Here is a 13,103-nt window from a genome sequence, read left to right as displayed (position 1 = left end):
GTTATGGCAAACATTTATAAGAGCGCATCAGAGCTCATTGGAAACACACCACTTGTAGAGGTAACAAACATTGAGAAAGAGCTCGGTCTCGAGGCTACAGTATTAGTTAAGCTTGAGTACTTTAATCCAGCAGGATCTGTAAAGGATAGAGTAGCACTTGCTATGATTGAGGATGCAGAGAAGAAGGGACAGCTTAAGGAAGGCTCAGTTATCATTGAGCCAACATCTGGAAACACAGGTATCGGTCTTGCAGCTATTGCAGCAGCTAAGGGTTACAGAGCAATCCTTACAATGCCTGAGACAATGTCAGTTGAGCGTAGAAATATCCTTAAGGCATACGGTGCAGAAATCGTACTTACAGAAGGTGCTAAGGGCATGAAGGGGGCTATCGCTAAGGCTGAGGAGCTTGCAGCTGAAATCGAGGGAAGCTTCATTCCAGGTCAGTTCGTAAACCCAGCAAACTCAGCAGCTCACCGTGCAACAACAGGTCCAGAGATCTGGAAGGACACAGACGGAAAGGTTGATCTTTTCATCGCAGGCGTTGGTACAGGCGGAACTGTTACAGGCGTTGGCGAGTACCTCAAGAGCCAGAATCCAAATGTAAAGGTTGTAGCTTTAGAGCCAAAAGATTCTCCAGTTCTTTCTGAGGGGCGTGCAGGTGCTCACAAGATTCAGGGTATCGGTGCTGGTTTCGTACCTGATGTACTTAATACAGAAGTTTATGATGAAATCTTCACAGCAGAGGCAGAGGATGCATTTGCAGCCGCAAAGCTTCTTGCTAAGAAGGAAGGTATCTCAGTTGGTATCTCTTCAGGTGCTGCACTTCACGGTGCCATCGAGTACGCTAAGAAGCCAGAGAACAAGGGCAAAACAATCGTAGCTCTTCTCCCAGATTCAGGCGACAGATACTACTCAACACCACTTTTTACAGAATAAATTTTGGTTGAATAATGCTTATATGCGGTTCCTTGCTTAGGCGGGGGGCCGCTATTATTTTGCTCAATTTAGTGTATTGAGAAATAGCCCACCATGCTACCGTGCCCTGCCCATTCTCCTGCCCAATCACAAAATGTTGATTTTCTATAAGCTGCGTGTCGCTTTCTTTATTGGTGGGTGTTCTTTCCATTCTTTGCACTTCTATTAAGAATGTGTGCTTAACACAGACATGAAATATATTTTATGAATTATTCTCCAAATTTTTTGTTGAAGGTTGCTGGATATTTGGAGTGAGCTTAGTAGAACTAAAAGAGATATTTGAATTGTAAGGGCAGCTGCCGCTAGGACGGCGGCAGCAGTGGTCACTTGAAACAGGACGTTGAATGTGCCACGGTGCCCTTACAAACAAATATCTCTTTTTAAGTTCTACTTAGCAAACGGAATATGGAAGCAACCTCAACAAAAAACTTTGGAGAATATTTATAGACAAAAAACATGTCTGTGGAAAACACAGCATTCTTTTCGAAGTGCAAAATCAATGAAAGGACACCCACTTAAAGCTCCACCAGCAGCTTAAAAAAATCTAACATTTTGCTCAAATGCTGCAGGAGAATGGCAGGGCACGGTAGCATGGTGGGCTATTTCTATATGTTTTATGAGCAAAATAATAGCGGCCCCAATATTAAAGGAACCGCATATAAGCATTATTTAAACAAAATTGTATATTGTATACAACAAACCTTGGTTAGTATGATATAATGAACGCGATAAGAAACTAACTTAGATTAGAGGAGTCAATATATTGAATTTAAGTACGTTAGAAATAGGCAAGACTGCCACGGTTACTAAGGTTGGAGGTAGTGGAGCATTACGTCAGCATTTTCTGGACATGGGTATCATTCCTGGTTCAGATGTGTCCATGATTAAGTATGCTCCAATGGGAGATCCAATCGAGCTTCGTATATCTGGCTATGAGCTTACCATCAGACTGGCAGATGCTAAGCAAATAGAAATTGAGAATATAAGAGATACTGCTGAGGTGGAAAAGAATCAGAAGAAACATGAAAAAAGTATTCCCCATCCAGCACTTGGTGAAGAGACGCTCACTCATGATTATGAGGTAGAGCATAAGGCAAAGGAAGTAAATACTGGTAAGCTTACTTTTGCCCTTGTAGGAAATCAGAATTGTGGAAAGACTACACTTTTCAATCAGCTTACTGGTGCTAATCAGCATGTTGGTAATTTCCCTGGTGTCACAGTAGATAGAAAGAGTGGCTCAATAAAGGGCTATCCAAATACTGAGGTGGTGGATCTTCCTGGTATTTATTCTATGAGCCCATACACTAGCGAGGAGGTTGTATCTCGTCGCTTCGTATTAGAGGAAAAGCCATCAGCTATCATTAATATAGTTGATGCCACTAATATTGAGAGAAACCTTTATCTTACCATGCAGCTTTTGGAGCTGGAGATTCCTACAATTCTCGCTCTTAATATGATGGATGAGATGGCAGGAAATGGTGGTTCAGTTCTTATTAATGAATTGGAGGATTTACTTCAGATTCCAGTTGTTCCAATTTCTGCATCTAAGAATGAAGGTATTGCGGAGCTTGTTTCCCATGCTATTCATATTGCAAAGTATAATGAGAAGCCTGGTCGCACAGATTTCTGTGGCAAGGAAGATCACAATGGTGCAGTTCATAGAGCTATCCATGGTGTTATGAGCTTGATTGAGGATCATGCAGAAAAGGCTGATATTCCTATTAGATTTGCTGCAACAAAGCTTCTAGAGGGAGATTCACTTGTTACAAAGGCTCTTGGTCTAGATGAAAATGAGGCAGATACCTTAGAGAAGATTATTCTTCAGATGGAAAAGGAGAGAGGACTTGATAGAGCAGCAGCCATGGCAGATATGCGATTTACATTTATAAATCGTATATGCGAAGAGACAGTTATCAAGCCTAAGGAGAGTAAGGAGCATATCAGAAGTAGAAATCTTGATAAGTTCTTCACTGGTAAGTGGACAGCTATTCCAGCGTTTATCGGAATTATGGCCCTAGTGTTTTATCTTACCTTTAATGTGGTGGGAGCATTCCTTCAGGGAGTTCTGGAAACAATCATAGGTGCAATTACCGATTCCGTAGACAATGTGCTTACTGCGGCTAATGTGGCAGCGCCTATTCATTCGCTGATTATAGATGCTATTTTTACAGGTGTTGGTTCGGTACTTAGCTTTGTGCCAATTATCGTTGTTCTATACTTCTTCCTGTCGATGCTTGAAGATAGTGGATATATGGCGCGTGTGGCATTTGTAATGGATAAGCTACTTAGACGAATTGGTCTTTCTGGACGAAGCATTGTGCCAATGCTTATAGGCTTTGGTTGCTCGGTTCCAGCTATTATGTCTACACGTACATTGCCATCTGATAGAGATAGAAAGATGACACAGCTTCTTATTCCATTTATGAGCTGTAGTGCAAAGATGCCGATTTACGCATTCTTTGCAGCTGCGTTTTTCCCAGAGAAGGCTGCGCTTGTTATGGTAGTGCTTTATGTGATTGGAATAGTGGTGGCTGTAGTGGTAGCGCTATGTACGAAGAATACTATGTTTAAGGGTGAGGCAGTTCCTTTTGTAATGGAGCTTCCAAACTACAGATTACCTGGTCTTAAGAATGTATTGATGCTTATGTGGGACAAGGCTAAAGACTTTATCCAAAGAGCTTTCACAGTAATTTTCCTTGGAACAATTGCAGTGTGGTTCTTACAGAACTTCAACTTCTATTTTCATATGGTAGAGTCATCAGAGGATAGTATCCTTGCAGCACTTGCGGGTGTCCTTGCACCAATCTTTATTCCACTTGGCTTTGGAAACTGGAAGATGGTAACATCACTTATTTCAGGCTTCCTTGCAAAGGAAAGCGTAGTTTCAATGATTACTGTACTTTATGGTGGAGCAGAAGGTTTACAGGCAGAGCTTACTCCTCTTACAGTTTTTGTGTTCCTGATTTTCTGCTTGCTTTACACACCTTGTGTTGCTGCAATAGCAGCAGAAAAAAGAGAAGCAGGAAGACGAGCAGCTCTTAAGATGGTTATCTTCCAGTGCGCAGTAGCATGGCTCATAGCATTTATAGTTAGAGCAATAGGTCTTGCACTTGGTTTTAATTAATTGAAAAGAAGAATATGTCAAACGCATAACATATTTGTTTTTATATAGCAATAAGGGATTTTGTTGGTATTTTCAACAAAATCCTTTTTTGTTTTATAGCGGTATTCACAAATCGTTCACGAAAACCTTTAAGATATATGTCAACCGGTTGACATACCATAACACACAGTGCTATCATCCAATCATCAAAACAAACAGACCTTTTGAAGGAGGGGTAATTGAAATGAAGAAAAAGTTAGTTTCATTAGTTATGGTAGCAGCTATGGGATTGTCTATGGTTGCATGTGGTTCAGCTTCAGGCTCAGGCGATGGGGCAGCAAAGGGTGATGGCGTTTCTATCACAATCTTAAACTCTAAGACAGAGATTCAGACTCAGTTCGAAGAGATGGCAGAAGAGTACGAGGCAAACACAGGTGTACACGTTGAGGTTTACAATGCTGATACAGATACAACAGTTGCTTCACAGGTAGCAACAAGATATGCATCAAACGATCCATATACACTTACAATGGTTGATGCAAAGGATATTTACTCACTTGCTGATGATTATGCTTATGATCTTTCAAATGAAGATTGGGCTAGTCACACTTCAGTAGGTATTACAGTAAATGATAAGCTTGCTGGCTTCCCATTCTGTGTAGAGGCAAGAGGTATTCTTTACAACGCAGATGCAATTAAGAAGGTAACAGGTAAGGATTTTGATCCTTCATCAGTAGCAACACTTGATGACTTCCAGAAGCTTCTTGATGAGCTTGTAGCTGGTGGAATGGAAGCTCCAGTTGGTATTCTTTCAGAGTACTGGTCACTTGGTGCTCACTGGTTCCCAATGGTATACGAAGAGCAGGCTGATCCAGACGCATATGTAAATGGTCTTCTTGCAGGTTCTGAGGACCTTGCTGGAAATGAGAAGTTCAACTCAATCATGGATACATTCGAGACACTTGTTAAGTACAACTACGCTAAGGGTTCTGCTTCAAACGCTGACCGTGAAGAAACATCAATGAAGTTTGCTCAGGGCGACATTGCATTTATGTTTGGTGGTAACTGGGATTGGTCGGTAATCAACCAGTACGACTACACAGAGAACCTTGGTATGATGCCAGTTCCACAGAACACAGAAGATGGTACAAACCAGAAGCTTGTTGGTGGCGGTTCTAAGTACATCTTCGTAGACAGCTCTGATGCTACAAGCGATGAGCAGAGACAGGCAGCTCTTGATTTCCTTAACTGGTTAGTAAGTGATGCTGAAGGAAATGCTTTCCTTACAGAAAAGTGCGCTTTAGTTCCTGCATTCGACAACATTGATGCTTCAGCACTTGATCCACTTTCACTTTCAGTAAAGGCATACGCTGATGCTGGAAACCTTGTACCAAACTACAACTACCTTCCAGATGATCACATGACAGTAGTAGGTCAGGAGATTATGCAGAAGTACCTCGATGAGGCAATTGACAGAGCAGAGGTTGCTAAGGAAGTAACAGAGTACTTCAAGACAGCAACACCAATTCAGCACTAATCATCATTGATTACTAAGGGCTCTTAGGGAGACTTAAGAGCCCTATTTTAAAAGAAGGATAAAATTATGAAAACAAATACACTGAGCTATAAATTAAAACAGTATTTATTATTTGCTGGTCTTTCTACAGTGATCTTTGCTAGCGTGGTAATCATTCCTTTTATTTATGGTCTTTATCTTACATTTACAAGTTGGGATGGTGTTTCTAGAAATAAGCCATTCGTTGGCATTGATAATTATGTTAATGCAATAGGAGATTCAGGGTATTGGGTATCTCTTGGACGTACATTTATCTATTCAGCAATCGCTGTTATTTTGGTAAATGCAGTGGCCTTCATTATCGCTTACATGGTAACAAGCGGAATCAAAGGTCAGAATTTCTTTAGAGCAGGTTTCTTTGTTCCAAACCTTATCGGTGGTATCGTACTTGGTTATGTTTGGAAATTCGTATTTAATAAGGCATTAGTTTCACTTTCAGCTTCTATTGCAAGTGGAGATGCCAAGTCACTCCTTGCCACAGAAACAGGTGCTATTGCAGCACTTATCATTGTTTCAGTTTGGCAGTATGCAGGCTATATGATGCTTATTTATGTAGCAGGCTTTATGAGTGTTTCAGAAGATGTTATTGAGGCGGCTAAAATTGATGGCTGTACGGGGACACAGTCAATCATTCATATATCAATTCCACTTATGACAGCATCATTTGTACAGTGTTTATTCCTTACAATCACAAGATGCTTCATGGTATACGATGTTAACCTTTCACTGACAAACGGTGATCCATACGGAAGCTCAGCACTTGCAGCTATGCACGTTTACAACCAGGCTTTCATCAACAAGAATTATGGTACAGGTCAGGCAGAGGCACTTATCCTCTTTGTAATCTGCGCTATTATCGGTGGAATTCAAGTATACGTTGGTAAGAAAGGGGAGGTGCAGGCATAATGGAAAACGAAAAAGCAGCACGCAATAAAAAAATTAGACACGCCATTATGATTATCGTACTTGCGATATTATTTGTAGCATTTATTTTCCCTTTCATAATGGTAATCATAAATGTATTTAAGGTTAAGGCAGATATCACTGCTAATCCACTTGCTCTTATTGGTAAGCATGGATTTACATTAGAGAATTTCCCTAATGCTATTAAGAAAATGAATTTCTGGAACTCATTTGGAAATTCACTTTTTATAACAATTTTCTCAACAATCGGTACAATCATTCTTTCATCAATGACTGCATACCTTATTGTTAGAAATAACTGGAAAGCAAACAAGATTTTATTCGTAACAATGATTGCATCAATGGTAATTCCATTCCAGGTACTTATGGTTCCTCTTGTTTCTTTATACGGTGGAATATTTGGAATATTAAATCACAGAATTACACTTATTTTTATGCACATCGGTTTCTCACTTTCAATGGCAACATTTATGTTCCACGGAAGTATTCACACAAACGTACCTATCTCACTTGAGGAGGCAGCAACAATTGATGGCTGTAACAAATGGCAGATTTTCTCACAAATCGTATTTCCGATATTAAAGCCAACAATTGCAACAGTAGCAATCATTGATGCAATGGCATTCTGGAATGACTACTTACTTCCATCTCTTGTACTTGGACGTAAAGAGCTTTACACAATTCCTATCGCAACAAAGGTATTCTACGGTACTTATTCAACAGATACAGGATTAATTATGGCTGCACTGTTACTTGCAATGCTTCCAATCCTTCTTTTGTATTTGTTCCTCCAGAGATATATCGTAGAAGGTATTACAGCTGGCGCTGTTAAATAAAAAATAAAGGATTGAAAAAATGAAAAAGCTAGAAAACAAATGTATGCTTATCACTTATGCAGATTCTATGGGTGATAACCTTTCAGATTTAACAACAGTAATGAACAAGCATTTTAAGGATGCAGTCGGTGGAATTCACATTCTTCCATTTTTCCCTTCATCAGGAGACAGAGGTTTTGCTCCAATGGATTATCACGTAGTAGACCCAGCTTTTGGTGATTGGGATGATATTGAAAAGTTAGCAGAAGATTATTATCTTATGGCTGATTATATGATTAATCATATTTCAGCACAGAGTGAATACTATAAGGATTTCCTTGCAAAGAAGGATGATTCTAAGTACAAGGATCTTTTTATCCGTTACAAGGATTTCTGGGAGAACGGCGAACCAACAGAGGAAGAAGTAGATGCAATCTACAAGAGAAAGCCAAGAGCTCCATACGTAGATGCGAATTTCGCAGACGGAACTACTGAGAAGGTTTGGTGTACATTTGATGAGCAGCAGATTGATATCAACTGTAAGTCTCAGACTGCAAAGGATTTTATCAAGGATAATCTTGAGACACTTTGCAAGCATGGACTTGCTATGATCAGACTTGATGCTTTTGCATATGCTACAAAGAAGGCAGGTTCTTCTTGCTTCTTTATTGAGCCAGAAGTATGGGAGCTTATGGATGAGTCAGCTAAGATTGTTGAGCCATATGGTGTAACACTTCTTCCAGAGATTCACGAGCACTATACAATGCAGCAGAAGATTGAAAGTCATGATTACTATGTATATGATTTTGCGCTTCCTATGCTTCTTATTAACGGTCTTTACTATGGACAGTCACAGTACTTAAAGCATTGGCTTGAGATTTGCCCAAGAAAGCAGTTTACAACACTTGATACACACGATGGAATCGGAGTTGTAGACGTTAAGGATCTTCTTCCTGATGAGGAAATCGAGCGTACAAAGGAAGACATCTTTAAATTCGGCGCTAATGTTAAAAAGATTTACAATACAGCAGCATACAATAACCTTGATATTTATCAGGTTAACTGCAGCTACTATTCAGCACTTGGAGATGATGACGATGCTTATCTTCTCGCAAGAGCAGTTCAGTTCTTTGCACCAGGTATTCCACAGGTTTATTATGTGGGACTTCTTGCAGGAAAGAACGACCTTCAGCTTTTAGAGGAGACAAAGGTTGGTAGAAATATTAATCGTCACTACTACAAGCTTGATGAAATCGACCGCGAGGTTGAAAGACCAGTGGTTAAGAAATTACTTGAGCTTATGAAGTTTAGAAATGAGCATCCAGCTTTTGATGGAGAGTTCATATTAGAGGATTGCAGCGATGAAGAGCTTGTTATTCTCAGACAAAAGGGAGATGCTTTTGCAAGACTTAAAGCTAACTTAAAAACTAAGAAGTTCACTATTGAACATTCGTAAAATAAAACGGCAATGCTCAGTGTGGTATTGCCGATTTTTATGGTAGAATGTGGACAGGGAGATTAGCTTTAATTGGAGGGAAAAATGGCAACATTAAAGGATGTGGCAGCAAAGTGCGGATTGACTGTCACTACAGTATCAAGAGTATTAAATAACAGAGGATACATTTCCGAAGAGACTAGAGCAAAGGTTTATGCGGCCATGGAAGAGCTTAACTATCAACCAAATGAGGTGGCAAGATCTTTATCCAAGAAGTCTACAAAAACCATAGGGGTTATAGTCCCACATATCAGACATCCTTACTTTTCGGAAATGATTAGTAATATTGAAAACGCAGCAAATAAACAAGGATATAAAATAATCCTTGCCAACTCAAAAGGGGCAAAACACAAGGAGAAGGAATACCTAGACATGTGCACAAGTAATAGAGTGGCAGGTGTTATATTATTTTCTTCCAGTGTACAGGTATCGGAGTTTGCAGATAGCAAAATTCCACTTGTCACAGTAGAGCGTTTTATAGAAAATGGAACTGCAGCCGTAGAGTGTGACAATGAACAGGGGGGAATGCTGGCAGCCCAGGCTCTTATTGATTCAGGATGTAAGAATGTTCTTATGATTTCAGGTGTTGTTAATAATTCAATGCCTGCGGATGATCGTGTAAAAGGTTTTGCAAAAGTTTGTGAAAAAAATGGTATTTCATATAAGGAAATAGTCACCAGTCAGGATCAGTACGAAAGCCTGGATTATCATTCACTTTTAGATAGTGCTTTAAAGCTTGATTCTGATATTGATGGAGTATTTGCCAGTTCGGATTTAATTGCCGCGCAAGTGCTTCAAGTTTGTGGTAAAATAGGTAGAAAAGTTCCTGAAGACATTAAGCTGGTGGGTTTTGATGATGTAATGATATCACGTCTTACTACACCACCTATATCCACTATACACCAGCCAATAAAAGAAATGGCAGAGTCGGCGGTGGAGCTTGTGATTTCAGCTGCGGAGGGAAAGGTCGTGCCAAAGCGCACACTTCTTCCAGTATCTTATATAGAAAGAGAGAGCACAGTATAAATGAAGAAATTCGATGTAATTGCATTAGGAGAGATTTTAATTGACATGGCTCCAGGTGAGCAGAGTTCACAGGGAAATGACACATTCGAGGCATGCCCAGGTGGAGCACCTTGCAATGTTCTTTCATTACTTAACAAGAACGGTCACAAGACTGCATTTATTGGCAAGGTTGGCGAGGACATGTTTGGTCGTTTGCTTACAGACACTATCGAGGAAATCGGAATCAACACAGAGGGTGTTGTTTTCGATAAGGAGGTTCGCACTACACTTGCTTTTGTTAAGAAGCTTCCTAACGGAGACAGAGATTTCAGCTTCTACAGAAATCCAGGTGCAGATATGATGTTAAATGCGTCTGAGGTTAAATATGGCTTAATCGAGGACTCAAAGATTTTCCATTTCGGAACACTTTCAATGACATCAGAATGTGCAAAGGAAGCTACAAAGAAAGCTGTAGCTTTTGCAAAGGAAAAAGGACTTCTTGTTTCTTTTGATCCAAACTTACGTGAGCCACTCTGGGCAAATCTTGATGATGCCAAGGCAGCTATCAAGTGGGGAATGGAAAACTGTGATATCCTTAAGATATCTGATAACGAGGTTGAGTTTATGACAGGCCTTACAGATATGGAAGCAGGATATAAAAAGATTAAAGAAATGTCATCAGCTAAGCAGGTGTTTGTTACACTTGGACCAGACGGAAGTATCGGAATGGCTGATGGTGAGCTTGTTAAAGTAGCTGGTGTTAAGATGGAATCAGTAGTAGACACTACAGGTGCTGGAGATACCTTCATGGGTTGCGCACTTCATTACATTTTAGGTCATGGCATGGAGCTTACAGCAGATCAGGTAAAAGAGTTGCTTACTAAAGCAAACACTACAGCTGCAAAGGTTACTCAGGTAAAGGGTGCTTTAAAGGTAATGCCTGAAATTTAATAGAAAATATAAGGACTGGCGAAATCGCCAGTCCATTTTTTTACTATGAGTTATTGTAGACTCTTTAAATACTGCTTATTTTTATACATCTGTTCATCAGCGGCTTTAAACACTGGGGATACACTACCTTCATTGTTATAAATGGCCATACCACAAGCTATAACAATTCCACCGCTCTTTATAGCTGCGTTATTTTGCTCGCTGAAATATTGTAATAATTCTTCTATGTTATCGAAGTCTTCCCCTTGAGATATTGCTACGAACTCATCACCGCCAATACGAAAGACAGGGCTGTGTTTAAATTTAGTACATATTATTTTACAGGCTTCGCATATGAATTGATCACCTGCTTGATGTCCTAGAGTGTCATTGATGGTTTTAAGGTTATTTACATCAAATATTGTTATAGCAAACTGAACCCAGCCTTTTTCATTAATAGTCTTATTGAGCTTGTTCTCAAACTCAACGTAGGCTGCTTTATTTCTTATACCTGTCAAAGCATCGACGTTGGCACGGTTCTGAGCATTTTCCAATTTCTTGTTATATTCTTCCTTAATTACCATGGCATCTGTCACATCCTGGCATAGTCCAAGGAGACAGGTTCTTCCTGTAGCATCCATGAATTTAAGCTTTGTAGTCTGAAATCGGCGTGGATTTCCATCTGCATCTGGCACATCTTCATAAAAGATGTAAGGTTTATTCATGTCCAAGGCCTTTTTATCATCATCTACAAAGTGCTGTGCGGTTTCCTTATCAAAAATCTCAAAATCAGTGAGCCCCACTACACCTTCTGGAGTTTCTTTGCATGCATAATCCGCAAAGGCTTGGTTACAAGCAATATATTTTCTTGTAACAACATCTTTTGAGAATGTCATGGCAGGCATATTTGAAAGAAGAGAAGAAACAGATTCCTGTAAATCCATAATTTTTTTAGTTACTTGATCGCCAGATTCTGCATAAACTACATGAACAAGATGTACTCCATTTTCCATATCTACATGCTTTCCAATGGCATGAATAACTTTATATTCAGCTGTATCGTCATTTCCAGCTGTGCGAGAGCGATAGATGATGTCATAAGTATCTCCAGCCATCAACGAGCGATAAGCCTCGTCATTAATTCGAGATACATCGGCTGGGTGGATATTATGATAAACATTTTTGTCCAAGGCCTCATAGGCTTGATCCTTGCCCTCAAACCCGAATAATTCGCAATATCCATCAGATAACATAATGGCAAAAATCTGATTATCTATAAATTGATAGATAGCCAGTGCATGTGGTAATCGCTCGTATGCAGTTTGAATTTCATCACTGAATCTGAATAATTCCATAATGCCCCCTAATATCTTATGTTTATTCTACATAACAATAGTAAAAAAATTGTGAATAGTTGCATTAAAAAATTCACACTTTTAATTTTAAGGGTATGATATAATAACTTTGCTAGAGAGTATTTTGTAAATGGGGTTATTAATATTAGGTTAATAAAAGGGGGTTATTATGCTAAAAGAGTATACTAAAATTCCTGCACCACTAAATTCAGAAGTCGCGCTCAAGATTATTCCTGGTCATTTTGCTACCAATCATTCACACATCACTAACTATATGGAAATCGGTACAATGAAGACCAGATGCAACGAGGCACAGGGTGTTGCCCAGCTTCTTGCTATGCATTATTCAGTACAAACTCCCGTTGACACAATCGTATGTGCCGATGACATGGAAGTTGTTGGAACATTTCTAGCTATGGAACTTACAAAAGCTGGAGTAGCAAATTATAATCAGCACAAGACAATCTATGTCACATCTCCAGAGCTTACATCTACAGGACAAAGTATTTTCCGTGATAATATGCAGTTAACTGTACGTGATAAAAATGTACTTCTACTTTTTGGTTCATTAAGTACAGGACGTACTGTAGAAAGTCTTGCAGAATGCGTTAAGTATTATGGAGCAAAGATAAGTGGCGCCTGTGCTATTTTCTCTGCTGTACGCCAGGTCGCTGGTATCGACATCACTGCAGTATTCCACGATGAGGATATTCCAAATTATGCTTCTTATCCACTTCATGACTGCCCTCTTTGCAAGCAGGGGGTACCAATCGACGCGATTGTCAATTCATTTGGATATTCGGAATTACGATAATTTTTTTGCCACCTCTAAAAAAGAGGTGGCTTATTTTTTTGAGTTCACAAATCTGATATTAAATAACGGATTTGATAACTTTTTTTAAAACCACGGCGTATAATACACCAC

At 39.5% G+C, this 13,103-nt stretch carries 11 protein-coding genes; 9 read left to right on the top strand and 2 right to left on the bottom strand.

Going from position 1 to position 13,103, the window contains the following annotated elements; all coding sequences use genetic code 11:
* Window positions 1-3 precede the first annotated feature (3 nt).
* Window positions 4-936, top strand: coding sequence for a cysteine synthase A (gene cysK, locus BLP54_RS08540; protein WP_090168799.1), 933 nt, complete (start codon window positions 4-6; stop codon window positions 934-936).
* Here the strand turns inward: cysK and BLP54_RS08535 are convergent.
* Complete coding sequence (locus tag BLP54_RS08535) at window positions 926-1,126, bottom strand: hypothetical protein (protein ID WP_090168797.1); 201 nt, start codon at window positions 1,124-1,126, stop codon at window positions 926-928. The genes cysK and BLP54_RS08535 overlap by 11 nt on opposite strands.
* Before the next feature lie 612 nt (window positions 1,127-1,738).
* Here BLP54_RS08535 and feoB point away from each other — a divergent pair.
* From feoB to BLP54_RS08500, 7 genes are all read left to right on the top strand, one after another.
* Window positions 1,739-4,099 carry a ferrous iron transport protein B gene (gene feoB, locus BLP54_RS08530; protein WP_090168795.1) on the top strand — a complete coding sequence of 787 codons (2,361 nt, stop codon included), beginning with the start codon at window positions 1,739-1,741 and terminating at the stop codon, window positions 4,097-4,099.
* Between the two features lie 223 nt (window positions 4,100-4,322).
* Complete coding sequence (locus BLP54_RS08525) at window positions 4,323-5,615, top strand: ABC transporter substrate-binding protein (RefSeq protein ID WP_090168793.1); 1,293 nt, start codon at window positions 4,323-4,325, stop codon at window positions 5,613-5,615.
* Window positions 5,616-5,681: 66 nt separating this feature from the next.
* Window positions 5,682-6,560 carry a carbohydrate ABC transporter permease gene (locus tag BLP54_RS08520; RefSeq protein ID WP_090168791.1) on the top strand — a complete coding sequence of 293 codons (879 nt, stop codon included), beginning with the start codon at window positions 5,682-5,684 and terminating at the stop codon, window positions 6,558-6,560.
* Window positions 6,560-7,414, top strand: coding sequence for a carbohydrate ABC transporter permease (locus tag BLP54_RS08515; protein WP_028246512.1), 855 nt, complete (start codon window positions 6,560-6,562; stop codon window positions 7,412-7,414). Before BLP54_RS08520 ends, BLP54_RS08515 begins: the two co-directional genes overlap by 1 nt.
* Before the next feature lie 19 nt (window positions 7,415-7,433).
* Window positions 7,434-8,849 carry a sucrose phosphorylase gene (gene gtfA, locus BLP54_RS08510; RefSeq protein WP_072911482.1) on the top strand — a complete coding sequence of 472 codons (1,416 nt, stop codon included), beginning with the start codon at window positions 7,434-7,436 and terminating at the stop codon, window positions 8,847-8,849.
* 84 nt (window positions 8,850-8,933) lie between these two features.
* Entirely contained in the window at window positions 8,934-9,914 is a 981-nt protein-coding gene (locus tag BLP54_RS08505; RefSeq protein ID WP_090168789.1) for a LacI family DNA-binding transcriptional regulator, read from the top strand.
* Window positions 9,915-10,844, top strand: coding sequence for a carbohydrate kinase family protein (locus BLP54_RS08500; protein WP_090168786.1), 930 nt, complete (start codon window positions 9,915-9,917; stop codon window positions 10,842-10,844).
* A 50-nt stretch (window positions 10,845-10,894) separates the two neighbouring features.
* Here BLP54_RS08500 and BLP54_RS08495 read toward each other — a convergent pair whose 3' ends face one another.
* Window positions 10,895-12,178 (bottom strand): diguanylate cyclase domain-containing protein, encoded by a 1,284-nt coding sequence (locus tag BLP54_RS08495; RefSeq protein WP_090168784.1) that lies wholly within the window; start codon window positions 12,176-12,178, stop codon window positions 10,895-10,897.
* Between the two features lie 169 nt (window positions 12,179-12,347).
* Here BLP54_RS08495 and BLP54_RS08490 point away from each other — a divergent pair, with 169 nt between their 5' ends.
* Entirely contained in the window at window positions 12,348-12,992 is a 645-nt protein-coding gene (locus tag BLP54_RS08490; RefSeq protein ID WP_028246521.1) for a type I phosphoribosyltransferase, read from the top strand.
* Window positions 12,993-13,103: the final 111 nt, after the last annotated feature.

The organism is Pseudobutyrivibrio sp. 49, from assembly GCF_900100545.1.
In the GTDB taxonomy this organism is placed as follows: Bacteria; Bacillota; Clostridia; order Lachnospirales; family Lachnospiraceae; genus Pseudobutyrivibrio.
Note: the sequence above shows the minus strand (reverse complement) of the source record. Positions and strands in the feature narration are given on the sequence as shown.

Coding starts and splice junctions, on each gene's coding strand:
- BLP54_RS08520 (WP_090168791.1), top strand. CDS start 5,682: ATGAAAACAAATACACTGAGCTATAAATTAAAACAGTATTTATTATTT.
- BLP54_RS08515 (WP_028246512.1), top strand. CDS start 6,560: ATGGAAAACGAAAAAGCAGCACGCAATAAAAAAATTAGACACGCCATT.
- BLP54_RS08535 (WP_090168797.1), bottom strand. CDS start 1,126: ATGGAAAGAACACCCACCAATAAAGAAAGCGACACGCAGCTTATAGAA.
- BLP54_RS08495 (WP_090168784.1), bottom strand. CDS start 12,178: ATGGAATTATTCAGATTCAGTGATGAAATTCAAACTGCATACGAGCGA.
- gtfA (WP_072911482.1), top strand. CDS start 7,434: ATGAAAAAGCTAGAAAACAAATGTATGCTTATCACTTATGCAGATTCT.
- BLP54_RS08525 (WP_090168793.1), top strand. CDS start 4,323: ATGAAGAAAAAGTTAGTTTCATTAGTTATGGTAGCAGCTATGGGATTG.
- BLP54_RS08500 (WP_090168786.1), top strand. CDS start 9,915: ATGAAGAAATTCGATGTAATTGCATTAGGAGAGATTTTAATTGACATG.
- cysK (WP_090168799.1), top strand. CDS start 4: ATGGCAAACATTTATAAGAGCGCATCAGAGCTCATTGGAAACACACCA.
- BLP54_RS08505 (WP_090168789.1), top strand. CDS start 8,934: ATGGCAACATTAAAGGATGTGGCAGCAAAGTGCGGATTGACTGTCACT.
- BLP54_RS08490 (WP_028246521.1), top strand. CDS start 12,348: ATGCTAAAAGAGTATACTAAAATTCCTGCACCACTAAATTCAGAAGTC.